Origin of the sequence: Methylomarinovum caldicuralii, assembly GCF_033126985.1 — a bacterium.
Lineage (GTDB): Bacteria > Pseudomonadota > Gammaproteobacteria > Methylococcales > Methylothermaceae > Methylohalobius > Methylohalobius caldicuralii.
Window position 1 is genome coordinate 2,533,935 of sequence record NZ_AP024714.1, and the last position, 24,075, is coordinate 2,558,009.

Here is a 24,075-nt window from a genome sequence, read left to right on the forward strand (position 1 = left end):
AGGCGCAGCCCCGGCTGCGCCTTTCGCTTTTTACAGTTCCCGCAGCAGCGTCAGGGGGCTGGCGCGCAACACCCCGCGGCAGCTCCACATCCCCGCCGCCGAGGTCAAGGCCGCTCCGGCCAGCGGCAATCCCCACCAGACCGCCGCCTGGAGGCGGAAGTCCAGATGAAACACCCAAGCATACAAGCCCCAGGCCAGCGCCTCACTGATCGCCACCGCCAGCACCCCGGCGATACCCCCCAGCAGCGCAAATTCCAACCACTGACTGCGGCACAACAAGCGCTGCCGTGCCCCCAGGGTCCTCAGCAGCGCCCCCTGCCTAATCCGGGCGTCGAGGGCGCTGCGCACCGCCGCCAGCAGCACCACCACCCCGGCCAGGAGGGCGAAACCGAGCATGGCCTGGACCGCAAAACTGACCTGGCGCAGGATCTGGCGCAGGTGTTGCAGGATCATGTCCACGTCGATCAGGGTGGCGTTGGAGAAGTCCCGCAGCAGCGTGGCCAGCTGCGCCTGACGGTCGGGGGGCAGATAGAAGCTGCTCATGTAGGTGGCGGCGAAGCCGTCGAGGTCGCCGGGCGCGAAGATGACGTAAAAGTTGGGGGTCATGGAATCCCACTGCACCTGGCGGATGCTGGTCACCACCGCTTCGAGATGACGGCCTTCGATGAAGAATGCCAGCCGGCTGCCGAGTTCGATCCCCAGGCTTTGGGCCAGATCGCGCTCGACCGACACCTGCGGGCCCGGCCGCCTGGGCCACCAGCGCCCCGCCAGCAGCCGGTTGCCCCGGGGCAGACGGTCGGCCCAGGTCAGGTTCAGTTCCCGGTTGACCGCGGCCTCGCCGACGCTGTCGGGACGGGCGCGTCGTTTGACGTCCTCGCCGTCGATGGCCAGCAGGCGGCCGCGAACCACGGGATAGAAGGCGCTGGGCCTGGCGCCGATCTGCCGCAGGGTGCGCTCGAAATCCGCCACCTCGCCGGGAAACAGGTTGATGACGAAATAGTTGGGGGCGTCGGCCGGCAGCTGCGCCCGCCAGGTTTCCAGCAGATCCCCCTGCACCCGCGTCCCCAGCGCCATGGCCGCCAGGGTGACGGCGAAGGCGAGGATCTGCCCCAGGGCGGCGCCGGGATGGCGGGTCAGCCCCAGCAGCGCCAAGCGGCCGGCGAGGGGCCAGCGGTCGGCCCAGCGGCGCAGTCCCCACAACAGCGCCAGGGTCAGGAGCGCCAGCAGCAGCAGCGCGGCCGAACCGCCTCCCAGAATCCAGGCGGTCAGGCGGGGCTCGCCGCTGAAACGCCACAACAGGCCGCCCACCGCCAGCAGTGCCGCGCCATAGACCAGCCAGGCGCCGACCGGGGTCGGCAGCAGGTCACGCCGCAGCACCCGCAGTGGCGCCACCCGGCGCAGCCGCAACAGCGGCGGCAGAGCGAACCCCAGCAGCAGCACCCCGGCCACCAGGGGACCGAAGCCGAAATCCTGCCAGCGGGGCGCGACCAGATGGGGGGGCAGCAGCGCCCGCAGCAACCGGACCAACCCCTCCTGCAGCGCCCAGCCCGTCCCGCAGCCCACAAGCCCTGCGCCGCCTCCCAGCAGCAGGAACTGATGGAGATGGAGCCGCAACACCCGCCCAGAACCCGCCCCCAGGCACTTGAGCACCGCCACGGCGTCGAAATGGCGCTCGCTGTAGCGCCGGGCCGCCATCGCCACCGCCACCCCGGCGATCACCACCACCACCACGCTCGCCAGCCCCAGGAAGCGTTCGGCACGGCGCAGCGCGCGGCCGATGTCGGGACGGTCCTGATAGATGTCGAGCAGGCGCTGCCCCGGCTGCAGGCGATCTTCGAGCCAGGCGCGCAAGCGGCGGATCCGGGCCTCGTCACCGGCGAAAAGATAGTAGTAATGGGCCCGGCTGCCGGGACCGAGCACCCCGGTGGCGGGAAGATCCTCCAGGCGCATCAGCACCCGCGGCGCGAAACGGGAGAAACCGCCGCGCACGTCCGGCTCGAAGGTCAGAACGCCATCGATGGCCAATCCGGCCTCCCCCACGTGGAGGACATCGCCCACCTCGAGCCCCAGTTCGCCGAGGATGCGCCGCGCCACCCAGACGCGGCCCCGCGGCGGCGGATGCCGGACCTCGGCCTCGATCCCGCCGCGGCGGACCTTGAGGCGGCCGCGCAGGGGATAACCGGCGCTGACTGCCTTGACCCCTGCCAGCAGCAGCCGCTCGCCTTCCACCAGCATGGTGGCGAACGCCACCGTCTCGGCGGTTTCCAGCCCCAGTGCCCGGCCCCGCTCCAACCACGCCCGCGGCAGGGGGTGATGGCCGGAAACCACCAGATCGGCGGCGAGGAAGTCGGCCGCCTGCAGGCTCATGGTCCGGCTCAGGCGGCCGCCGGCCAGCACGATGGCGGTGGAGGCGGTGACCGCGATCAGCAGCGCCAGCAGCAGGATCCCCAGCTCGCCGCCGCGCCAGTCGCGTTTGAGCAGGCGCCAGGCCAGACGCAGATCGTTCATGGCGTCCCCCGGACGATACGGCCGCCGTCGAGCACCAGGGTGCGCCGGCAGCGGCCGGCCAGGGCCTCGTCATGGGTCACCAGCACCAGGGTGGTGCCGTGGGCCCGGTTGAGCTCGAACAACTGCTCGATCACCTGGGCGCCGGTGTGGCGGTCGAGGTTGCCGGTGGGTTCGTCGGCGAACAGCAGTGCCGGCTCGGTGACGAAGGCCCGCGCCAGGGCGACGCGCTGCTGCTCGCCGCCGGAGAGGTGGCGCGGCAGGTGATGGAGGCGGTGGCCCAGCCCCACCCGCTCCAGCAGCGCCTGGGCCCGCTGCCGCGGGTGGCGGCCGCCCTTGAGTTCCAGCGGCAGCATCACATTTTCCAGGGCGGTCAGGCTGGGCAGCAGCTGGAAGTTCTGGAACACGAAGCCCACCCACTCGCCCCGCAGCGCCGCCCGACCGTCCTCGTCCAGATCGTTGAGGCAGGCGCCGGCCAGGTGGATGCGGCCGGCCGTGGGCAGATCGAGCCCGGCCAGAAGCCCCAGCAGGGTCGATTTGCCGGAACCGGAAACGCCCACGATGGCGACACTTTCGCCGGCCTCGACGGTCAGATCGATGTTAGAGAGAATGTCGAGACGGCCGTCCCCGTAAGGGACGGATTTGCACACGTCTTCCGCTGCGAGAATCGGAGAGGGAATGGTCATGCGTATCGCGGGTATCCTGCTGTTGTGGCTGCTGTCGCCGGCCGGCTGGGCGGTCACCGTGCTGGTGCTGGGAGACAGCCTCAGCGCCGGCTACGGCATCGAAGTGGAACGGGGCTGGGTCGCGCTGCTGGAACAGCGCCTGCAAAAAGAACACAAAGACGCGCGCGTTGTCAACGCCAGCATCAGCGGCGAGACCACCGCCGGCGGCCGCCGGCGCCTGCCCGCCCTGCTGGCCCGTCACCGGCCGAACATCGTCATCCTGGAACTGGGCGGCAACGACGGCCTGCGCGGCATTCCGCCGCAGCGGATGGCGGCCAATCTGGCGGCGATGATCGACCAGGCCCGCCAGGCTGGCGCCAGGGTGCTGCTGCTGGGGATGAAGATCCCGGCCAACTACGGCCCCCGTTACCGGCGCCAGTTCGAGGTGGTTTTCCAGCGCCTGGCCAGGGACAAGCAGGTCGCCTTCGTGCCCTTCTTCCTCCAGGACGTGGCCCTGCGCCCCGGGCTGATGCAGGCCGACGGCATCCATCCCAACGCCGAGGCCCAGGATGAGATGCTGGCGCGGGTCTGGCCGGCGCTCGCGGCCATGTTAAACTGATCGACCGTTTGTCAGCGAGGATTCTTTTACATGCCCCTGTCGCCGATGTTGTGCGATGCCGACCAAAGCCAGCTGGTGGTGGTGGACATCCAGCCGCGCCTGCTCGAAGCCATGCCGGAGGCCGAACGGGAACGGATGCTGGCCACCACGACGATGCTGATCCAGGCCGCCGCGGCCCTGAACGTGCCGGTGCAGGTCACCGAACAGTACCCCGAAGGGCTGGGCGCCACCTGTGAGGAGATCGCCGCGGTGCTGCCTCCGGGCGTCACCCCCCTCTCCAAGACCGGCTTTTCCTGCACCTGCGCCGCACCGTTCCGCCAGGCGCTGGCGGCCGCCAGCCGCTCCCAGATCATCCTCACGGGCCAAGAAGCCCACGTGTGCGTGCTCCAGACCGCCTTCGCCCTCCAGGGACCGTATCAAGTGTTCTTGGTGGAGGACGCGGTCTGCTCGCGCCGCCCGGAACACAAGATCTACGCTCTCGAACGCATGCGCCAGGCCGGCGTGGTGGTCGTGTCGGGGGAATCGGTCCTGTTCGAATGGCTGCGCGACGCCAAGCATCCCCGCTTCAAGGAACTGGCCCGTCTGATCCGATGACGCCGCGACAACTCATCGACCGCATCCGCCGGGGCGACGGGGTGACCTTCGCCGACGTGCTCGAAACCATCGCCGCCCATTACCATTACACCCCCACCGCCTTCGCCAACGGCCTCGGTGCGCGGCGCTTCGTCAACGCCGCCGGCGAGAACGAGGGCTCCTGCAAGATATTCGCATTCGCCCGGCTGCACGGCCTGAACGAGGCGGAAACCCTGGCGTTGTTCGGCGAGCATTACCGCCACGTCCTCGACACCCCGACGGGCACGGATCACCGCAACATCCGCACCTTCATGGCGGACGGCTGGGCGGGAATCGAATTCTTCGGCGAAGCGCTCAGGCCGCGGCGCTGACGCGGTTGCGCCCGGCACGCTTGGCGTGATAGAGGGCCGCGTCGGCCGCCTCGATCAGAGACTCCGGATGGTCGCCGGGCTCGGGCCGGCAGGCGGCCACCCCAGCGCTGATGGTGACGATTCCGCAGGGGGAATCGGGATGGGGCAGTTGCAGCGCCGCCACTCTAGCGCGCAGTTTCTCGGCCACTTCGAGGGCACCGTCCAGCAGCGTCTCCGGCAGCACCGCGGCGAATTCCTCCCCGCCGTAGCGGGCGATCAGATCGGAGGAGCGATGGATCACCAACGTCAGGGCCGCCGCCACCCGGCGCAGACAGTCGTCCCCGGCCTGGTGGCCGAAGCGGTCGTTATAGGCTTTGAAATGATCCACGTCGATCATGCTCAGCGCCAGCACGCCCTGATTGCGCACCGCCCGCCGGAATTCCCGTTCCAGGAAGTCGTCGAAATAACGGCGGTTGTAAAGGCCGGTCAGGGCATCCTGAAACGACAGCGCCTGCAGGCGCTCGTTGGCACGGCGCAACTGCTCGGCCAACTGCTCGAGCGCCTGGGCGTGGCGCTTGCGTTCCTCGATTTCCCGGCGCAGCCGCAAAGCCGCCCGGATCCGCGCCACCACCTCGACTCCCTTGAAGGGCTTTTCGATGTAGTCGGTGGCCCCGGCCTCGAAGGCCTGGCGCAGGTGCTCCTCCTCGGTGCTGCCGGTGACCATGATAACGGGGAGGTCGGCGGTCCGGACGTCGGCCTTGATACGGCGGCAGGCCTCGATGCCGGACATGTCCGGCAGGAAGACGTCGAGGATCACCAGCTTGACAGGCGGGTCGGCGGCCACGCCCGCCTCCAGCCCCAGCAGCACGAAGACCTCCTCGGCGCTGCGGGCCGTGCAGGTCTGATAACCTTCGGCTCCCAGACGCAGGGAAAGCAGTCCGCCAAGATGGGGGTCGTCATCCACGATCAGAATTGCCATACGAGTCTCTCCACGGCGCGCTATGTAACTAAAGACGGCCGTCGCCCGGATTCGTTCGGGCGGAGGAGCGAATCTGCTACCGGGATCACAGCGGCGGACAGACGACCGGCACCTCGGCCTGCAGCTCGATGCGCTCCGGAGAAACCACCGCCGTCATCGCCACCGCCTCGATCCCGGCGGCCAGCGCCTCCCGCAGCGTCCTGCCATAGACCGGGTCGATGGCGTCGGCCGGCCGCATTTCCCGGGCATCGCGGCGCTGGATGCAAAAAAAGATCACCGCCCGCCGACCCTGGCGCGCCATTTCCGCCAGCTCGCGCAGGTGCTTCTGGCCCCGGGTGCTGACCGCATCGGGAAAGGCGGCGATACCGTCCTCGACCAGGGTGACGTTCTTCACCTCCACGTAGCAGGGCGGGCGCCCTTCGGCCTCCAGCAGCAGATCGATCCGGCTGCGCTCGCGCCCGTAGCGGACTTCGCTGCGGATGCTGTCATAACCCTGCAGGGAAGCGACGCGGCCGGCGGCGATGGCCTCGCGCACCAGCCGGTTGCTCAGGCCGGTGTGAATCCCTACGAGCACGCCCGGCCGCACCTCGACCAGCTCCCAGGAATGGCGGTATTTGCGCTTCGGATCGCCGGTATCGCGCAGCCACACCCGCATGCCGGGCTCGGCGCAGCCCTTGAGGGAGCCGGTGTTGGGCGTGTGGGCGGTGATGCGGCGACCGTCGCTCAGTTCCACGTCGGCGAGAAAGCGCTTGTAGCGCCGCAGCAACCGCCCTTCCAGCCAGGGCCCCTCGAGCCGCATCAGGGCAGCTCGAGCTGATTCTCCACTTTCCTGACGCCGTCGATGTACCAGCAGTCGTGCTCGGCCAGCTTGATCTGCTCCGGCACCGGCACCCGGCCTTTGAGGGTCACCTCGCCGTTCCTGCAGGTAAAGAGGATTTCCTCATGATCGACGAAGGGATCGATGTCGAGCACCAGCACGATGGCCTCCTTGAGCTGGTCGTCGTTGTCCTCCTCCGGCGGCACCACTTCGAGGTCGTTGACCACGTTGCGGCTGCCCGGCACCCACCAGGCCATCACCTCGACCAGACGGCGGTCACAGAGGGAACGGGCCCGGCCCTCCAGATAGACGGTCCCGTCCTCCACGTGCAGGACGATCCGCCCCGGATGCTCGGGATTCTCCCGCCAGAGTTCTTCCTCGCCCTTGTGATTGAGGGTGACGAGATCGTAATGGGCCAAGGCCAGGTCGTCGAGAATCATCTTGCGCAGATGGACGAGGATTTCATCGTCGCCCATCGTCTCCGCCGGCTTGACCGTGAGCCGGTCGTCCACGGCGGTCACCCCCGCCACGTCCCTCGCCACCAGGGGCGCGCGGCGCTTGGCGGAGATTTCCGCCACTTCCGAGGTCAAGGTGACGACGCCGCCCTGACAGTCGATGGCGATCTGATCGCGGTGCGGGTTGACCCAGGGATCCACTTCGAATGCCGCATAAACCGCCTTGGCCAGTTCGTTGTTCATCATACCTCCGTTGTTGAATGGATTTCGGTGTTATTCTAATTGCAATGTTACCGGTTTGCGCCGCCATGCTGAAAAAATTACCGCTTCTGGCAGGGCTGCTCCTGTCCCTGACCGCCCGGGCCGACACGTTCGTCCTGCCGCCGCCCGACGAGGATCTGGTAGGCCGGGTCACCGTCGCCAAGGTCGAAGAGGGCGACACCCTGCTCGACATCGCCCGCCGCTTCGATCTGGGGCAGAACGAGATCCGCCTCGCCAATCCGGGTCTGAGCCGCTGGGCACCGCCGCCGGGGGCGGAGGTGGTCATCCCCAAGCGCTTCATCCTTCCCGACGCCCCCCGGCGCGGCATCGTGCTCAACGTGCCGGAAATGCGGCTGTACTATTTTCCCAGGCCCCGCCCCGGAGAACTCCCGCAAGTGGTCACCCATCCGGTCAGCATCGGCCGCATGGACTGGTCCACCCCCATCGGCACCACCCGCGTGGTGGCCAAGGTGAAGGACCCGGTCTGGCGCCCGCCGGAATCGATCAAGAAGGAACACGCCGAGAAGGGCGACCCGCTGCCCGACGTGGTCCCCGCCGGGCCGGACAATCCCCTGGGGCGGTATGCGATGCGGCTTGGAATCCCCGGCTACCTGATCCATAGCACCAACAAGCCCCTGGGGATCGGCATGCGCGTCACCCACGGCTGCGTGCGCATGTACCCGGAGGATATCGAAAGGCTGTTTCCGGAAGTGCCGGTGGGCACCCCGGTGACTTTGGTCAACCAGCCGGTCAAGGTAGGCTGGCTGGCAGGGGCGTTGTACATCGAGGTGCATCCACCGCTGGAGGAAGCCGATAACAGCTACGATGCCCTGCTGGAACAGGCGCTGGCGCTGATCGCCAGGAAAACCCAAGGCCTGAAAGTTCGGATCGACGGCGCGGCGCTGCGGACCGCCCTGGAGGAGCGTCGGGGGATTCCCGTCAGAATCTCCCGCGATGGGATATCCCCGCCGTTGCTGACCGCCACAAAAGACTGAGCCCCGCCAAACGGCGGGGCCCGGTCGGATAACGGTCGTAGGCTGCCGTTATTTCATCATCGATTTCTGGAACATCTTTTCCATATGGGCCCCGTGGGCGGCGCAGATCTGCTTGCACTCCTTGGCCAGCGCCTCGGCTTCGGCGGCATGCTCGTGGGCGGCGGTGGCTTCGCTCAGGGCTTTGTTGGCCGTGTCGGAAGCCATGGAAATCTTGGCGTCGAGCTCGTGCACTTCGCTGCGCAGATGCTCGAGTGCAGACTTCTGGGTCGCGCAACCGGTCATCAGCGCCATGGCGGCAGTGATGGCAAAAATCTTGGTCAGCGTTTTCATGGATATCCCCCTTTTTGTTGTGGTCCATTCCCGGCGAATCATTGCACAGGAACCCGCGCCAAGTCAAAAGTTCAGCGGATCACCACCGTCGTGCCCACGCCGACCCAGCGGGCCAGCCGCTCGATTTCCTCGTTAGTCAGGGCGATGCAGCCGCGGGTCCAGTCGAAGCGGCGGTGGATGCGGGGGTCGGCCCGGCCCAGGCCGTGAATGCCGATGTAGCCGCCCAGCGGGGTGTCCTGGGGTGGGACGGTGTTCTCGAAACTGGCCAGAATCACGTCGCGGAAGGTGGGGTCGTCGATCAGACCGGCGCGCCAGCCGCGCCGGGCGTAGGGCAGCGTGGGATAGTCGAGACCGAAGAATAGATGATACTTGCTCTTGCGGTTGATCCAGCCGATGTGGAACACCCCCAGCGGGGTCTTGTTGTCTCCGGCGTGCTTGTCCAGCGTCACCCCGGCGCGGCCGATGGCGATGTGCTCGAACACCACCACCGCCCGCTCGCCCTGCCTCACCTCGAGGCGGTGGGCACGGGTGTCCACCAGCACCCAGGGGCGTTCTTCCGCCTGACCCCAGGCCAGACATGAGAGCCCCAGCAGCACGATGCCCCAAAGCCACTGACTGCGCATGGTTCCTCCCTCATCCCGGTGGTAAACTCGTGGTTACAAAATACTATAGGCAAACAGGGGGAAGACCGCCATGCGAATCGAAGTCCGTCAAACCCGGCCCTATCCGGATCAGAAACCCGGCACTTCCGGCCTGCGCAAGAAGACCCGCGTGTTTCTGGAGAACCCCACCTATCTGGAGAACTTTGTCCAAGCCATCTTCGACTGCCTGCCCGACAAAGCGGGCAAGACCCTGGTGCTCGGCGGCGACGGTCGTTATCACAACCGTAAGGCGCTGCAGACCATCATCAAGATGGCGCTGGCCAACGGCTTCGGCACCCTGCTGGTGGGCCAGGGCGGGCTGCTTTCAACCCCGGCCGCCTCCCACCTGATCCGCAAGTATCACGCCCTCGGCGGCATCATCCTGTCCGCCAGCCACAACCCCGGCGGCCCCGACGGCGACTTCGGCATCAAGTACAACATCGACAACGGCGGCCCGGCGCCGGAAAAATACACCGAGGCGTTCTACCGCCGCAGCCAAGAAATCAGCGAATACCGCATCGCGGTCATGGACGACATCGACCTCGACACCCTGGGCGAACACCAGCTCGACGGCGCCACCCTCCGCATCATCGATCCGGTCAGCGACTATGCCGAACTGATGGCGCAGCTGTTCGACTTCGACCGCATGCGCCAGGCACTCACCTCCGGCAAGGTGTCCATCTGCTTCGACGCCATGCACGCGGTCACCGGCCCCTACGCCAAACGCATCCTCGAAGGACAGCTCGGCGCCCCGCAAGGCTCGGTCATCAATGCCGTGCCCCTGGAGGACTTCGGCGGCGGCCATCCCGACCCCAATCTCACCTACGCCCGGGAACTGGTGGAGAAAATGTACGGCCCCGACGCCCCCACCCTGGGCGCCGCCTCCGACGGCGACGGCGACCGCAACATGATCCTGGGCCGCGGTTTCTTCGTCACCCCCAGCGACAGCCTGGCGCTGCTGGCCGCCAACGCCCACCGCGCCCCCGGCTACCGCGCCGGCCTGCGCGGCGTGGCCCGCTCCATGCCCACCAGCCGGGCGGTGGACCGGGTCGCCGACGCCCTCGGCATCCCCTGCTACGAAACCCCCACCGGCTGGAAGTTCTTCGGCAACCTGCTCGACGCCGGCAAGATCACCCTCTGCGGCGAGGAGAGCTTCGGCACCGGCTCCGACCACGTGCGTGAGAAGGACGGCCTGTGGGCGGTGCTGTTCTGGCTCAACATCGTGGTCGCCTCCGGCCAGGAGGTGGCAACCCTGGTGAAAGACCACTGGCGCCGTTTTGGCCGCAATTACTACACCCGCCACGACTACGAAGCCATCCCCAGTGACACCGGTCACGCCATCATGGATGACCTGCGCCGCAAGCTTCCCGAGCTGCCCGGGCAGCGCTTCGGCAGCTTCACCGCCCGCGCCGCCGACGACTTCAGCTACACCGACCCGGTGGATGGCAGCGTTACCACCGGCCAGGGCATCCGCATCCTGCTGGAACCGGAGGCGCGGCTGATCTTCCGTCTCTCCGGCACCGGCACCGAGGGCGCGACCTTCCGCATCTACATGGAACGCTACGAACCCGACCCCACCCGCCTCGATCTCGACACCCAGGAAACCCTGGCGGAGCTGATCGAACTGGCGGAAACCCTGAGCCAGGTGAAACAGCGCACCGGCCGCGACGGGCCCACGGTCATCACCTGAACGGCGTGGAGCGCTGGGATGCACCAAAATCCTGCGGTAAGATAGCGACAAAAAACCATAAGCCACGAGAAGAAAGCCATGTTCGCCACGTTCCTGCGTCTGACGCTGCTGCTGGCGCTCGCACTGCCGGCCGTCGCCGCCACCGACCCCAAGGCCATGATCGAACAATATCACCGCGATCATCCCGGCAAGGGCAAGTTCGCCGACCACTGGCAGCCCATTCCCATCCAGCGCTACTGGAATCCGGTGGATTTCTATGAACCTCCCAGGACCGTCCAGGGGGAAGTCAGCCGCGACCAGTGCGTCGCCTGCCACCAAGGGGTCACCCCGGGCTTCGTCAAGGCCTGGCAGGACAGCACCCACGCCCATCTCGGGCGCATCCGCACCCTGCCCGATTCCGATGTGCGCGCCTACAAGAAAAAGTTGCTGGCCGAGGTGGAGGCCAACCTGGTCGAACAGGGCCTGCTGAAGCAGGGCGAGCACCTGCAGCAGGTAGGCTGCATCGACTGCCACGGCGGCGTCGGCAAGGACAAGATCCGCCACGACAAGGACCTGCGCCTGCCGGACCGGGCGGTGTGCGGCACCTGTCACGTGCAACAGTTCGCCGAGGCCGAATCGGAGAAGGAACAGACCTGGCCCCAGGGACAGTGGCCCAAAGGCCATCCCTCCCACGCGGTGGACTGGAAGGCCAACGTGGAGACCGCCGTCTGGGCCGCCATGGCCGAACGGGAGATCGCCCAGGGCTGTGACCAGTGCCACTACCAGCAGAACAAATGCGACGGCTGCCACACCCGTCACAGCTTCTCCGCCGCCGAGGCCAGGCAGCCGGAGGCCTGCGCCACCTGCCACAACGGCGTCGACCACAACGAGTTCGAGAACTACCTGCTGTCCAAGCACGGCACCGTCTATCAGACCCACAAGCAGCAGTGGAACTTCGAGGCGCCCCTCAAGGACGCCATCGCCCGGGGCGGCTACACCGCGCCCACCTGCCAGCTGTGCCACTTCGAGTACCAGGGTGAGTTCTCCCACAACCTGGTGCGCAAGGTGCGCTGGGGCTTCAACCCCACCCCGGCGATCGCGGAAAACCTGGACCACCCCTGGTTCCAGGAGCGTCTGGACGCCTGGGTCGGCACCTGCAGCCAGTGCCACTCGCCCCGCTTCGGCCGTACCTGGCTGAAAACCGCCGACAAGGGCATCCTCGCCGGGCTGAAGGTGGAACAGGCGGCCAAACAGGTGGTGCAGAAGCTCTACGACGACGGCCTGCTGCCGGGACAGAAGACCAACCGCCCGGCCCCGCCGGCGCCGGAGAAGGACGCCCCCGGCGGCTTCTTCCAGCTGTTCTGGGCCAAGGGCAACAACCCCTCCCGGGTGGAGCGGATCTATGCCGAGATGTGGGAGCACGATCTGATCAAGCTCTACAAGGGTCTGGTGCACGCCAATCCCGGTGGTTACACCTACAGCGAGGGCTGGTCGCCGCTGCTGCGCGACTACACCGAGATCATGGACGAGAACACCCGCCTGCGGGCTGAGGCCAAGACCCGGCTCGCCTTCCTGCCCGACTCCCTGCGGCTGGCGGGCGCCGATCTGCGCCTGCCCCTGGGCACGGCGCTGCTGGTGGGCGGCCTGGTGGTGCTGGGCCGGCGCAGGTGAGACGCCTCTGGCTGGGCGGCGCCCTGCTGCTGGCGGGCGCCGTCCTCATCGCCAGCTTCTTCTGGCCCCGCCCGTCACCGTGGCAGGTGACCACCGAACCGGTCCCGGTACCGGCCAGCTACCACGGCCGCCATCCCATCGACGCCCTCAGCCGCTGGCGGATGCAGCACCCCGACGGGCGCCGCCTGACCCTGTACGTGGCCCGCTATCGGGGCGACGACGGCCAATCCCGCCAGGCCCTCGTGCCCGCGCCGGACTCACCCGCCTGGGGACACTGGCAGGCCCTGGGGGAAACCCTGGGCCAGCTGGAACCGGACGCCCTGATTCTGGCCTGGTGGGACGACGCCCACCGGGTCGATCTTCTCAGCGGGCGGAAGGTTTGGGTCAGGCAGCCGCCAGCGGACGCCTTCCCGGAAGAAGCGCGGGAACTGTGGCGCCTGCTCAGCGGCGGTTTCAGTGCCGACAAAGAACGTCTGCGGCGACTGGCCCGCTGGCTGACCGCCCCGGCCGTGGAGGGGCTGGCCGCGCTGCGCCGCAACACGCCGCCGCGACCCCGCTATCTGCTGGTGAACGCCGGTTTGCTGAGCCGGGTGGACGAAGTCGAACGGCTGACGGGGGTGAAATTGCCGCTGGAAGTGAGGATCTTCCCGCCGGGCGACAACCTCCACGCCCAGATCGCCTCGGTCCAGCGCTGGGCCGGGGAAACCGGCCTCGGCTACCTGCCCCGGAAGATCCCCGCCGGCATCGCCGCCTGGCGTCTGACGGCCCCCGCCGATGCCCTGCTGCTGCGCCTGCTGCCCTTCATCGGCAACCCGCCACCTCCTGCGGGACTGACGCCGGTCTTCCAGACGCCGGGACGGCAGCTGCAGCTGTTCCGGCTTCAGTAACGCCCCTGGCGCTGCCAGCGCTCGGCGATGGCTTCCACATTGAGATCCTCCGCCCCCCCGCGCCAGGCGGCGTGGTAATTGACATCCTGGCTGTGGGGCGCCGGATCGGGACGGCGGATGCGGACCCGGGTGGGCAGCGGCACCGCCTCCCCCATCACCATCGCCTCACCGCGGCCGAGAGTGGAGAGCACGTCCACCAGGTCGCTTTCGGCGTCGGGCACCAGGTCGCGCACATAGGCCTGGTCGTCCGGATTGGTCAGGCGCAGGCAGATGAAGGTGCTGCACTGGGCCAGCACCGTCTCCGACAATTCGTGGGGACGCTGACTGATGACCCCGAGGCCGACACCGTATTTGCGTCCTTCCTTGGCGATCCGCTCCATCGACCGCCGGGTGCCCTCGAACCGGCTGCCGCCGGCGCGGGGGATGTAGGCGTGGGCCTCCTCGCACATCAACACCAGCGGGAACTCGCGCCGGCGCGGGTTCCAGTAGTTGAACTCGAACGCCAGCCGGCCGATCTGGGCCGACACCGCCGGACGCACGTCGAAGGGCACGCCGCTGAGGTCGATGACGGTGATCTGGCACCTGGGATCGCCGAGACCGACGAAATCCCGCAGCAGCCCGGCCAGGGATTCGGAATCGTTGCGCCGCCGGGGCTTGAGGAGAAAGTCGTAGCGCACGTCGTTGAAGCGACTCTGGAGCTTGACCAGGAACTCATCGAACTGACCGAACAGGGGGCCTTTGGTCTTGCCGAAGTCGGTGCGCTGCTCGTTGGCGGCCTTGAACTCGCGGTACAGTTCTTCGATGGAGAACCAGATAGGCGCGTCGATGGAGACGAAGCCGATGTTGAGGCGCTCGGCCTCCCGCTTCTTGAGCCGGTGCAGGGTGTCGCGCAGGAAGGCGGTCTGGACCGAGGCGCCTTCGTCGCTGCGGTCGATGAGCAGATCGATCAGCTCGCTGAAGGTCATCAGCCAGTAGGGAATCTCCAGGCGGCGGGCGTCCACGTGGCGGTAGGTCCCCTCCGGGAAAGCGGCGTGCAGGGTGCCCTCATCGTCGCGCCAGCAGTATTCTCCGTGAAGATCGAGGAGAATGATGTGGGCTTTGGGCATCGCCGCCACCGCCTGCTGCAGCAGGCTGGCCACGGTCCAGGACTTGCCGGCGCCGGACTGCCCCAGGATGGTGAAGCTGCGCCCGAACAGGGCGCTGGGATTCAGGTAGGCGGTCTGCCCAGTGCGGCCGCTGACCTCGCCGATGCCGAAACCGAAAGCGCTGAAGGTGGCGAACATCTGGCACAGATCGTCCTCGTCCACCGCGGCGATGCCGGCGCCCGGCGTCGGATAACGGCGCACTCCGCGCTGGAAACGGCGGCGCTCGTCAAGCTCGCCCAGCGGCAGCAGCCCCACCCGGAAACCGCCGTCCTCGGCCCGGCTCCAGTTGACCAGCCCCAGCACCCGGACGCCGCGGCCATCGATCACCACGAACTGCCCCAGCCGGGCCAGCGCCTCCTCGTCCACCCAGGCCTCGAAACGGCTGGGCGCCACCTGCAACAAACGATTTCCCGTCATCCGTCGGCTCCCTGAAAGAGTGACCGTTACGATTAAAGGTAGCCGAAAATCCGCTTCAGTCCGGCAGGCCGGTACGGCTGCGCCCGTCCCCCAACAGGGCGGCGATCCAGCGGGTCTGGGGATGCTCCTCCAGCAGCATCTTTCCCACCACGGTGATCGGCACCGACAGGAACATTCCCACCGGCCCCAGAATCCAGCCCCAGAAGATCAGCGACAGAAACACCACCAGAGTGGACAGCCCCAGCCCGCTGCCCACCACCCGCGGATCGATCAAACCGCCGATGACGGTGTTGACCACCAGATAGCCGAGGGCGGTATAGAAGGCCCCCTCCGGCCCCAGCTGCACCAGGGCCAGGAGAATGCCGGGAATGGCGGCGATGAAGGAGCCGATGTTGGGAATGAAGTTGAGGACGAAGGCCACCGAACCCCAGAGGATCGGATAGTCCACCCCCAGGAACGTCAGCCACAGGGCCACCGCCGCCCCGGTGGCCAGGCTGACGAGGGTCTTGAGCCGCAGATAACGGCGCAGGTTGGCGAAAAAGCGCTCGAAACGGAACGCCCGGCTGGAGACGGAGAAGGCCGCCTGCAGCTTGGCCGGAAGGATGAAAGCCTCCATGAACATGAAGGTCACGTAGAACAGGATCAGCGCCGTGTTGGCGAAGGCATTGGTCAGGGTGGTCAGCAGGGTGCCGGCGAAGCCCATCAGGCGCCCGGCATTGATGGTCTGCTCGAACTCCTCCCGGGACACGTCGATGCCGAGACGCTGCAGCCACTCCACCAGCACCCCGAGGCTGGCCTGCAGCCGGCTCTGGTAATAGGGCAGGTTGTCAATGAAGTGGTTGATGGACTGGCCCAGAAACAGGCCGATCAGGGTCATGGCCACGATCAGCCCCAGCATGACGATGGCGATCGCCCCCCACGCCGGCACCTTGCGCTGGTAAAGCCAATCCACCAGCGGCCAGCAGATCATGGCGATGAACAGCGACAGCAGCAGCGGCGCCAGGATGTCGGCCGCCGCCTGCACGCCGGCGACGACGACGACGCCTGCGGCGATACTCAGCCACCAGGTATGGGCTTCATTGGATGAGGACATGGTGACTCCGAAAGCTGAAAACGGCTATAAAATAGCCCGAAGCCAACTTTCCCGCAGCACAATTCCATGAAAATGCCCTGTCAGCCCCTTGGGGACACCGGTCTGGAAGTCAGCCGCATCTGCCTCGGCACCATGACCTTCGGCGAGCAGAACACCGAAACCGAGGCCCATGCCCAGATGGATCTGGCCTTCGAGCGCGGCGTCAACTGCTTCGACACCGCCGAGATGTATCCCATTCCGCCCAAGGCCGAAACCCAAGGGCGTACCGAAACCTACATCGGCAACTGGCTGGCCAGGACCGGCCGCCGCGACCGCATCGTCCTCGCCACCAAGGTGGCCGGCCCCGGCGACTGGATCGCCCATATCCGCGGCGGCCCCTGCCTCAACGAAAAGCACATCCGTCAGGCCGTCGAAGGCAGCCTGCGGCGCCTGCGCACCGACTACATCGACCTGTATCAGGTCCATTGGCCCGGGCGTCGCACCAACTTCTTCGGCCGTCTCGGCTATCGGCACCAGCCCGGGACCGACGGCATTCCCATCGAGGAAACCCTGGCGGTCCTGGCCCGGCTGGTGGAAGAAGGGAAGGTGCGCGCCATCGGCGTCTCCAACGAAACCCCCTGGGGCGTCATGCAGTATCTGCGACTGGCGGAGAAACACGGCTGGCCGCGGATCGTCAGCATCCAGAACCCTTACAACCTCCTCAACCGCAGCTTCGAGATCGGCCTGGCGGAGATCGCCCACCGCGAGAACGTGGGTCTGCTGGCCTATTCGCCCCTGGCCTTCGGGGTCCTGAGCGGCAAGTACCTTGACGGCCGCCTGCCACCCCGCTCCCGGCTGGCGCTGTTCCCGGGCTACCGTCGCTACAGCGGCCCCCACGTGGAACCGGCGGTGCGCCGCTACGTGGAGATCGCCCGCCGCCACCGGCTCGACCCGGCGCAGATGGCTCTGGCTTTCGTCAACACCCGCCCGTTCCTGCTCGCCAACATCATCGGCGCCACCACCCTGGAACAGCTGGAGGCCGACATCGCCAGCATCGCGCTGGAACTGCCGGAGGCGGTGCTGCAGGAAATCGAGGCGGTCCACCGCTGTTATCCCAACGTAGCACCCTGAAAGCGAAGGCGTTCCGGCAGGCCGAAACGCCAAAACCAGCCCCAGAGCAGGTGCCGGGCGAAGCGGCGGCTGGCTATCGTCAGAGCGTGCCAGCCGCTGGCGATGCGGCGCCATTGGCTCGACACCGCCGCAGGGCCGCCGGATTCGAAGGCGACCAGATAGGCGGCAACGGCTTCCCGGGCCAGGGCGGCATGACCGCCGGCGAGGGTGTCGATGGACTGGTGCAGGCGCACGATGGTGACATCGAAACCGTGGGACTCCAGGGTCGCCGCCAGGCGCTGGTACAACCGTCCCAGGCCGCTGAATTCGATGGCCAGGTTGAGCCCCAGGATTTCCGGCAGATAGTCCTCGGCCACGGCATCGACGGCGAGGAGAAAGGCCGGCAGATCGAAGGCGCCGCGGATGAAGCCCGGATGATGGATGAACGCCTCGCTGCGGAAATCCGCCAGATCGATTCCCGCCTGGCGCAACAGCCGCCGGTAGACGTTGCCGTGATGGCGCGCGGGCGCTCCGTCCCCCAGTTCGTCGCGGTAGATGCGCCACAACGGCCGCCCCACCGCCGGCCACCGCCGCCGCAAACGGGCGCTGTGCTGCAGCCAGGCGCCGTCGACCAGAATCGCCGGCGCCAGCTGTTCGATGCCCCAGCGGCAGGCGGCCCGCGACAGCCACGGCCAGGGACCGGCGTTCAGGTCCTCGCAGGCGTGGCGATACTGCGCTTCGAGCCAGGCCGCAAGCCGCCCGGGGGCGGGCGCGAAACCCCGATGCCGACGCCGGGCCCGGGCCAGCACCGTCTCCACGTAACGGCGCGCGGCGGCGCGGGCCTCGCGGCGGGGATCGAGCAGGGTGTGGTAGAGCCCGGGCGGGTCCAGCACTACCGGCCCTGGATGCCACTCGCGGGGCGGGGACGGCAAAGACAGCGCGGGAATGTCCGGTTCCGCCACCGGCATCCCGGCCGCCAGCCAGTCTTCCAGGGCCCGACGGTCGTCGGCGTCGAAAACCCCGAACATGGGGCCACCGAGATCCAGCGCCCGCAGCAGGCGGCTGCACTGCGGCCGGCCGCAATTGATGACAGGCGAGTCCCGCAGGGCCTGCAGGAAACGGCTGTCCAGTTCCCCGGCCAGCCAGTCGTCCAGACACCGCCCCCCGATCCGGACTCCGGCATGGAAACCGCGCCCGTAACGGGCCTTGGCCCGCAGCCGCAGCAGCAGACGCCCCTGGGGCGTGGTTTCCCCCAGCCACCGGCGGCACCAGAGCCAGGTGCGCCAGCGGTAGAAGCGCCGGCCGGCCTGAAAGTCCTTGTCGCGGCGGCTGACGCCGCTCAGGCGCAACGCCTCTCCGAACGCCTGCCGCAGGCGCGGCCGCGGCGGCCGGCCGAGGCCAAACACCCCGCCTTCCAGTTCCACATGCGCCAGGGTCATGCCCAGGACGACCGCGGTCCGGGCGCTGCCGCCTTCGGCCAGCGCCCGGATCCAGGCCAGATCGTCGTCCCAGAGCCCGGATGCCGGCAACCGCTCCTCCGCATCCGGGAAGGACAATTGCAGCCGCAGCAACGCCGCCCCGAATTCGCTGCCGCCGCTGGCGACGGTCGCCATGCCGTCGAGCCATCCCCCTTCCCACGCGGCCAGCGGCGCGAGCCATCGTTGCCAGCGGCGGCACAGCGCCGCATCCTGCAGGGAGCCGGCCGCTTGCGCCAGCACCGTTTCGGCGTCCACCTCCGGCGCCTGGGCCAGGAGCCGGTCGAGCCAGGACTCAAGCGGGTTTGCGCACCAGCCAGTCATCGATCACCAACAGGTCGATCCCCGAAGTCAAAAGCAGCGCCAGGGCATCCTCCACCGAATGGACCATGGGCTTTCCCATGCGGTTGAGGCTGGTGTTGAGCAGCAGCAGCACCCCGGTGCGATCCCGGAACGCGCCGATCAGGGCGTGGAAGCGGGGGTTGAGATCCCGGCGCACGCTCTGCAGCCGCCCGGTGCCGTCGGCGTGGACCACCGCCGGGACCCGGTCGCGGCATTCGGGGCGGAAGCGCAGGGCCCGCTCCATGCAGGGGCTGAACTGGTAGTCCTCGAACCAGTCCGGGCCGCATTCGTCGAGCACCGCCGGGGCGAAGGGGCGGAACGCCTCGCGGAATTTGACTTCGGCGTTGAGGCGGCGGGGCATGTCGGCGTCGCGGGGATAGGCGAGGATGGAGCGGTTGCCAAGGGCCCGGGGACCGAACTCGGCCCGGCCCTGCATCCAGGCGACGATACGGCCGGCGGCCAGTTCGGCGGCCACGGTCGCCGCTAGATCGTCCGGGTGACGGCGGGCCGCCAGGCCGCTGTGGCGCAGCAACGCTTCCAGCCGCCCGCGATCGATGGCGCTGCCGAGGTAGGGGCTCAAGGGACCGGATGGCAACGGCTGCTGCGGATGATCGTGGCGCCAGGCCAGCCAGGCGGCTCCCAGGGCAGTGCCGTCGGCGGCGGGGGCGCTGGGCACGTAGAGGCGACGGAACGGGCCGTTGGCCACGATCTCCCCGTTGGCGGCGGAATTGAGGGCGCAGCCGCCTCCCAGGACCAGATCCGCCTGGGGACAGACGTGGTGCAGGTTGGCGATCAGTTCCAGCAGGCGGTCGCGGAAGAAACGCTGGCCGGTGCAGGCCAGGTTGGCGGCCTTGAGGGGGTCGTCTCCGGGGACGCGGCCGTAGGCCTGCAGCCACAGCAGGGTGTCCAGGATGGCGCGCAGATTCTGTTTCAGCGTCAGCCCTTCGACCCACAGCAGCGGTTCCAGGCGGCGGGCGATCTCCGGATCGAAGCGGCCGTAGGCCGCCAGCCCCATGACCTTACACTCCTCGCCGGCGAGCCAGTCGAAGCCGCACAGCTCGGTCAGCCACATGTAGAAGAAGCCCGGCCTGGTCCCCGGTCTGCTGGCCGGCCTGTTCCGGGCGGACACCTGGCTGCTGCTGGAGATGACCCGCCATTGGAGCTGGAATCTCGACAGCCTGGCGGAGCTGGCGGCGGTCAAGTTCCTGGCGGGCAGCAACGCCGCGCTCTCCGGCATCCTGGTGGCCCACGAACTGATCCACCGCCGCCACCCGTTGCCCCGCCGGCTGGGACGGTTGCTCCTGATCCTGTGCGGCCACGACCATTTCTATGTCGAACACCGCCGCGGCCATCACCGCCGCGTGGGGCTGGCGAAAGACCCTGCCACCGCCCGCCCGGGGGAAAGTTATGCCGACTTCTGGCGCCGCAGCCTGAGAGGCCAGTTCCGCGGCGCCTGGCAGCTGGAATGCCGGCGGCTGCGGCGCAAACATCTGGGCTGGCATCACCACCGGGTCCTGCAGGGACTGGCCGCCGAAGGCGCGCTCCTGGGGCTGGTCGTCTGGTTCTACGGCGCGGCGGGCGCCGTCGCGGTGGCGCTACAGGCGTTCATGGCGATGCGCAACCTGGAGGCGATCAACTACATCCAGCACTGGGGCCTGAGCCGCCGTCCCGGCACGCCCCCCGACGCGCACCACGCCTGGCACACCGACACCTGGTGCTCCACCTGCCTGGTGCTGGGACTGAGCCGCCACGCCCACCATCACCTGGCGCCGGCCCGCCCCTATACCGAACTGCAGGCGCTGCCGGACAGCCCCCGCCTGCCCTACGGCTATTTCGCCCTGGCCTTCCTGATCGCCTACCGCAACCGCCGCTTCCAGTCCCTGGCGCTGGCGGAGCTGCGGCGTTGCGGCCTGCGGTCAGACCATCGCCAAACCCACGATCAGATAGAGGACCAGGGCCACCCCGGCCCCCAGCAGGGCGTAGGGGAACTGGTGGCGGATGTGTTCGATGGGCTCCACCCCGGCGGCGAGGGAGGCAATCATGGTGGTGTCGGATACCGGTGAGCAGTGGTCGCCGAACAACCCGCCGCTGAGGGCGGCGCCGACCAGCAGCGCGGTGGAAACCTCGAAAGCCTCCGCCATCGGCACCACGGCGGGGATGAGGATGGCGAAGGTGCCCCAGGAGGTGCCGGTGGCGAAGGAGATCAGACAGCCGATACCGAACACCAGGAACGGCAGCCACAGGGGATCGAGCTCCCCCCGCAGGGTGCCGGCCAGGTATTCGCCGGTCCCGAGGGCGTGGGTGGTCGCCCCCACCGAGAAAGCGAAGATCAGCAGATACATCAACGGCAGGATGACCCGCACCCCTTCGCGCACCGGGGCCGCCATCTCCCGCCAGGGCAGGACGTCGTCAAGGCGGAAATAGATCACCGTGGCGATCAGCGTCACCAGCACCGCGCTGAAGATGGCCAGCGGGGCATCGCCGGTGACCAGCAGCAGGAGCAGGGCGCTGCCCACCAGCCCGGCGATGGGCCACCACAGATAGCGCGGATGGGCAGGAGACTGGGGATAAGGCTCGATGGCGGTACCGAAGTGGGGCAGGTCGCCGACGATCTTTTCCGAAACCGGCAACCGCCAGGGCAGTTCCCAGCCGGTGAGCGCTACCACCGCCACCAGGGCGATGGCGACCCAGCCGTAGAAGATGAACCCCAGGGATTTCACCAGCACCCAGGCGGGGCTTGCCACTCCCTGATCGGCCAGCAGGGTGATGATGTAGGCGCCCCAGGCGTTCACCGGAATCAGCATGCACTTGGGAGAACAGGTGGTGTCGAGAATGTAGCTCAGGCGCAGCCGCGGCAGCTTGTAGCGGTCGAACAGGGGCAGCGCCACCAGACCAGCGATGAGCACGCCGAAATAGGTTTCGATGAACAGCGCCATGCTGGTGAGGAAAGCCAGGCCGCTGACCTTGCGTGGATCGTGGTTCAACCAGCGCTCTTCGGCCCAGTGGATGAAGCCCTGAATGCCGCCGGAGCGCTGGATCAGGCCGATCAGTCCCCCGATCAACAGGCTGAAGACGATGATGAGGACGTTGTCGCGGTCGGTGGCCACCTGCCAGACGGTCCTCACCATCCGCGCCGAGGCGTCCGGCAGCCAGCCCCCCTCCAAGATCAAGGCGCCGAGGAAGATGTAGAGGCCGAGGGCCAGCAGCACGCGGCGGGTGATCATCGCCACTGGAATCGCCACCAGGGCGGGAAGCAGGGACAGCCAGGTCAACATGGTGGAAGTCCTATCCTTGTTGTTGCCAAAAGGGTCCTATTTTCCCCCCTGCCCGGCCGGCGTCAACCTCGGCGTCCTAACGGTCTGTCAGCCAGATTTTTTCGAGCGTTTGTATTGTCGTTGTCGTCTCCTGCCGCAGCGCTTCGGCGCTTATCAGACCGGCCAGCGTCTTGGCTTCCGCAGTCAGACCGGCTTTCGCCAGCTGAAGCGCGACGACCTGGCGGGTCTTGTCCCCTGTTTCCCCGGCAAGAGACATAGCGCCCATTTGGGCTTCATTGAACGCCTGGCGGGCTAAGGTGTTTTCCCCGCTACGCAACAGCCAGCGGCCGACAACCGCTTGCGCGATGGCGTAATCTTCGGGTTGATCGCGAAATTCTCCAAGCGTTCTCGTTACAACATGCAAATAGTCTGCACGTTTCGCCGCCAGTTCGTGTGCCGTGGCGAATTGAAACAACATGAGTGCGGCACGGAGGCGGTAACCGGGAAGCCGGAAAACGTCCAGGCGTTCCAGCAAGCGATATCCCTCCGCCGGGTCGCGGTCATCGTACAGGGTGCGCTCGAACAGGGTCAGCCTCAAGCGATCTGCTTTTTGCACGTCTCGGATCAACCCGGGTATTCCCAAAGCGCGATCAAGCGCGCCGGCGGCGGCAAATCCCAAGGCGGTCAGACGCAGCAATGCGTTGTCGTGACGCAGGCGGCCCAATTCAATGCCCCGCTCCAAGGCGGAGAAAAGCAGCGCCAACTGGCCAAGCGCTCGATAGGATTCGGCCAGTTCCGCTTGCAGACGGATTCCGTCAATCTCCGGCAGGCCGGCGAGTCGTTGTTGCAAGCGGTTCAAGGCATTGCTGGCTGCTTCCATATCCCGCTGTCGGAATTTGGCCACCGCAAGGGCCGCAAGCGCCTTGACCTGTACTTCAGGCGCGGAGGAAGTTGCAGCTAGTTGCTGAAGATAGGCTGTCGTCGTATCCGCTTCCTGGCGCCACCCTAGATGCTGTCGTCACGAGTTTGTGAGATACTGAACGTCTGTTTGGACTTTATCACAGGACCTGCGCCATGACGACACCTGCACACCGCCGCCACGATATTTCCGACCGGGTTTGGGAGCTGTTGGAACCGCATCTTCCCGGGCGCCGAGGCGCCTGGGGCGGGGTGGCCAGAGACAACCGGCAGTTCATCAATGCGGTGTTTTGGATTCTGCGCACCGGCGCCCCCTGGCGGGATCTGCCACCGGATTACGGGGATTGGAAGAACGTCCATCGAAGGTTCTGCCGCTGGCGGGACAAGGGGGTGTGGGAGAAGGTTCTCGAGCAGCTGATCGATGAGCCGGATTACGAATGGCTGATGATCGATGCCAGCCATGTGAAGGTACACCCTCATGCGGCCGGCGCCAAAGGCGGCAACCAGGACATGGGGCGCACAAAAGGGGGCTCAACACCAAGATACATCTGGCCGTGACAGCGCTGTGTCTGCCGGTCCGAATGGTTGTCACAGCAGGTCCCACAGCGGATTGCAGCCAGGCTGCAACCCTGATCGAGGGAATCGACGCCCAGTACCTGTTGGCAGACAAAGGTTACGACAGTGATGCCCTCATCGCCCAGGCCAAAGAGCAAGGGATGGAGCCTGTCACCCCTTCCCGCAGGAATCGCAGGCATCGGCGTGAATACGACAAGCATTTGTATCGTCTGCGCCATCTGGTCGAGAACGCCTTTTTGCATCTCAAGCGCTGGCGGGGTATCGCCACCCGTTATGCCAAAAATACGGCTTCCTTCCTTGCCGCCGTGCATATCCGCTGTATCGCCATTTGGGCATCAATATTGTGACG

21 protein-coding genes and 2 pseudogenes are annotated in these 24,075 nt (G+C 67.3%); 10 read left to right on the forward strand and 13 right to left on the reverse strand.

The genetic code is table 11. The annotated features are described in order from the left end of the window. Positions 1 to 30: 30 nt before the first annotated feature. Positions 31 to 2,508 (reverse strand): ABC transporter permease, encoded by a 2,478-nt coding sequence (locus MCIT9_RS12785; RefSeq protein ID WP_317705261.1) that lies wholly within the window; start codon positions 2,506 to 2,508, stop codon positions 31 to 33. Beyond that, positions 2,505 to 3,191 (reverse strand): ABC transporter ATP-binding protein, encoded by a 687-nt coding sequence (locus MCIT9_RS12790; RefSeq protein WP_479724323.1) that lies wholly within the window; start codon positions 3,189 to 3,191, stop codon positions 2,505 to 2,507. Before MCIT9_RS12790 ends, MCIT9_RS12785 begins: the two co-directional genes overlap by 4 nt. Here MCIT9_RS12790 and MCIT9_RS12795 point away from each other — a divergent pair. The 3 genes from MCIT9_RS12795 to MCIT9_RS12805 are packed head-to-tail and all read left to right on the forward strand — an operon-like array spanning position 3,190 to position 4,733. Beyond that, on the forward strand, positions 3,190 to 3,789 hold the full coding sequence (locus MCIT9_RS12795; RefSeq protein WP_317705262.1) for an arylesterase: 600 nt from the start codon (positions 3,190 to 3,192) through the stop codon (positions 3,787 to 3,789). The two genes, MCIT9_RS12790 and MCIT9_RS12795, sit on opposite strands and share 2 nt — an antisense overlap. 30 nt (positions 3,790 to 3,819) lie before the next feature. Continuing rightward, positions 3,820 to 4,383: an isochorismatase family protein gene (locus tag MCIT9_RS12800; RefSeq protein WP_317705263.1), complete on the forward strand. Its 564-nt coding sequence runs from the start codon at positions 3,820 to 3,822 to the stop codon at positions 4,381 to 4,383. After that, complete coding sequence (locus tag MCIT9_RS12805; RefSeq protein ID WP_317705264.1) at positions 4,380 to 4,733, forward strand: HopJ type III effector protein; 354 nt, start codon at positions 4,380 to 4,382, stop codon at positions 4,731 to 4,733. The genes MCIT9_RS12800 and MCIT9_RS12805 overlap by 4 nt, the downstream gene beginning before the upstream one ends. Here the strand turns inward: MCIT9_RS12805 and MCIT9_RS12810 are convergent. The 3 genes from MCIT9_RS12810 to MCIT9_RS12820 all read right to left on the reverse strand — a co-directional run bounded on the left by MCIT9_RS12810 (position 4,717) and on the right by MCIT9_RS12820 (position 7,206). Continuing rightward, complete coding sequence (locus MCIT9_RS12810) at positions 4,717 to 5,691, reverse strand: GGDEF domain-containing response regulator (protein WP_317705265.1); 975 nt, start codon at positions 5,689 to 5,691, stop codon at positions 4,717 to 4,719. The two genes, MCIT9_RS12805 and MCIT9_RS12810, sit on opposite strands and share 17 nt — an antisense overlap. A gap of 85 nt (positions 5,692 to 5,776) precedes the next feature. Continuing rightward, positions 5,777 to 6,490 (reverse strand): DNA/RNA nuclease SfsA, encoded by a 714-nt coding sequence (gene sfsA / locus MCIT9_RS12815; RefSeq protein ID WP_317705266.1) that lies wholly within the window; start codon positions 6,488 to 6,490, stop codon positions 5,777 to 5,779. Then, a complete protein-coding gene (locus MCIT9_RS12820) occupies positions 6,490 to 7,206 on the reverse strand; it encodes a BON domain-containing protein (RefSeq protein ID WP_317705267.1) in 717 nt (238 codons plus the stop codon). The genes sfsA and MCIT9_RS12820 overlap by 1 nt, the downstream gene beginning before the upstream one ends. A 65-nt stretch (positions 7,207 to 7,271) precedes the next feature. Here MCIT9_RS12820 and MCIT9_RS12825 point away from each other — a divergent pair, with 65 nt between their 5' ends. Further along, entirely contained in the window at positions 7,272 to 8,219 is a 948-nt protein-coding gene (locus tag MCIT9_RS12825; RefSeq protein ID WP_317705268.1) for a L,D-transpeptidase family protein, read from the forward strand. 48 nt (positions 8,220 to 8,267) lie between these two features. Here the strand turns inward: MCIT9_RS12825 and MCIT9_RS12830 are convergent, their stop codons facing one another. Further along, a complete protein-coding gene (locus tag MCIT9_RS12830) occupies positions 8,268 to 8,549 on the reverse strand; it encodes an Lpp/OprI family alanine-zipper lipoprotein (protein WP_317705269.1) in 282 nt (93 codons plus the stop codon). Positions 8,550 to 8,620: 71 nt separating this feature from the next. Continuing rightward, positions 8,621 to 9,172, reverse strand: coding sequence for a L,D-transpeptidase family protein (locus tag MCIT9_RS12835; RefSeq protein WP_317705270.1), 552 nt, complete (start codon positions 9,170 to 9,172; stop codon positions 8,621 to 8,623). 70 nt (positions 9,173 to 9,242) lie between these two features. Between MCIT9_RS12835 and MCIT9_RS12840 the strand changes: the two genes are divergently transcribed. The 3 genes from MCIT9_RS12840 to MCIT9_RS12850 all read left to right on the forward strand — a co-directional run bounded on the left by MCIT9_RS12840 (position 9,243) and on the right by MCIT9_RS12850 (position 13,417). After that, positions 9,243 to 10,880: an alpha-D-glucose phosphate-specific phosphoglucomutase gene (locus MCIT9_RS12840; protein WP_317705271.1), complete on the forward strand. Its 1,638-nt coding sequence runs from the start codon at positions 9,243 to 9,245 to the stop codon at positions 10,878 to 10,880. A gap of 78 nt (positions 10,881 to 10,958) precedes the next feature. Beyond that, the gene (locus MCIT9_RS12845; protein ID WP_317705272.1) at positions 10,959 to 12,530 is read left to right on the forward strand and encodes a multiheme c-type cytochrome; all 1,572 of its coding nucleotides are present in this window, start codon (positions 10,959 to 10,961) and stop codon (positions 12,528 to 12,530) included. Next, positions 12,527 to 13,417 carry a hydroxylamine oxidation protein HaoB gene (locus MCIT9_RS12850; protein ID WP_317705273.1) on the forward strand — a complete coding sequence of 297 codons (891 nt, stop codon included), beginning with the start codon at positions 12,527 to 12,529 and terminating at the stop codon, positions 13,415 to 13,417. The genes MCIT9_RS12845 and MCIT9_RS12850 overlap by 4 nt, the downstream gene beginning before the upstream one ends. Here the strand turns inward: MCIT9_RS12850 and MCIT9_RS12855 are convergent. Both MCIT9_RS12855 and MCIT9_RS12860 read right to left on the reverse strand, forming a co-directional pair. Continuing rightward, entirely contained in the window at positions 13,411 to 14,979 is a 1,569-nt protein-coding gene (locus MCIT9_RS12855) for a helicase HerA-like domain-containing protein (protein WP_317705274.1), read from the reverse strand. The genes MCIT9_RS12850 and MCIT9_RS12855 overlap by 7 nt on opposite strands. Positions 14,980 to 15,034: 55 nt before the next feature. Further along, entirely contained in the window at positions 15,035 to 16,072 is a 1,038-nt protein-coding gene (locus MCIT9_RS12860) for an AI-2E family transporter (RefSeq protein ID WP_317705275.1), read from the reverse strand. Positions 16,073 to 16,138: 66 nt separating this feature from the next. On the opposite strand from MCIT9_RS12860, the gene MCIT9_RS12865 reads away from it, so the two are divergent. Then, a complete protein-coding gene (locus MCIT9_RS12865; protein WP_317705276.1) occupies positions 16,139 to 17,182 on the forward strand; it encodes an NADP(H)-dependent aldo-keto reductase in 1,044 nt (347 codons plus the stop codon). Here MCIT9_RS12865 and MCIT9_RS12870 read toward each other — a convergent pair. Both MCIT9_RS12870 and MCIT9_RS12875 read right to left on the reverse strand, forming a co-directional pair. After that, entirely contained in the window at positions 17,161 to 18,960 is a 1,800-nt protein-coding gene (locus MCIT9_RS12870) for an iron-containing redox enzyme family protein (protein WP_317705277.1), read from the reverse strand. The two genes, MCIT9_RS12865 and MCIT9_RS12870, sit on opposite strands and share 22 nt — an antisense overlap. Then, positions 18,932 to 20,050, reverse strand: a complete 1,119-nt coding sequence (locus MCIT9_RS12875; RefSeq protein WP_317705278.1) for a carbamoyltransferase C-terminal domain-containing protein — start codon at positions 20,048 to 20,050, stop codon at positions 18,932 to 18,934. Before MCIT9_RS12875 ends, MCIT9_RS12870 begins: the two co-directional genes overlap by 29 nt. Positions 20,051 to 20,123: 73 nt before the next feature. Between MCIT9_RS12875 and MCIT9_RS12880 the strand changes: the two are divergent. After that, a pseudogene (locus MCIT9_RS12880) lies at positions 20,124 to 20,768 on the forward strand (fatty acid desaturase); the annotation flags it as partial. Positions 20,769 to 20,894: 126 nt separating this feature from the next. Here the strand turns inward: MCIT9_RS12880 and MCIT9_RS12885 are convergent. Both MCIT9_RS12885 and MCIT9_RS12890 read right to left on the reverse strand, forming a co-directional pair. Next, positions 20,895 to 22,253 (reverse strand): Na+/H+ antiporter NhaC family protein, encoded by a 1,359-nt coding sequence (locus MCIT9_RS12885; RefSeq protein WP_317705279.1) that lies wholly within the window; start codon positions 22,251 to 22,253, stop codon positions 20,895 to 20,897. A gap of 76 nt (positions 22,254 to 22,329) precedes the next feature. Next, positions 22,330 to 23,112, reverse strand: coding sequence for a hypothetical protein (locus tag MCIT9_RS12890; protein ID WP_317705280.1), 783 nt, complete (start codon positions 23,110 to 23,112; stop codon positions 22,330 to 22,332). Positions 23,113 to 23,306: 194 nt separating this feature from the next. On the opposite strand from MCIT9_RS12890, the pseudogene MCIT9_RS12895 reads away from it, so the two are divergent. Next, positions 23,307 to 24,073 (forward strand): annotated as a pseudogene (locus MCIT9_RS12895) (IS5 family transposase). The last annotated feature ends 2 nt before the right edge of the window (positions 24,074 to 24,075 follow it).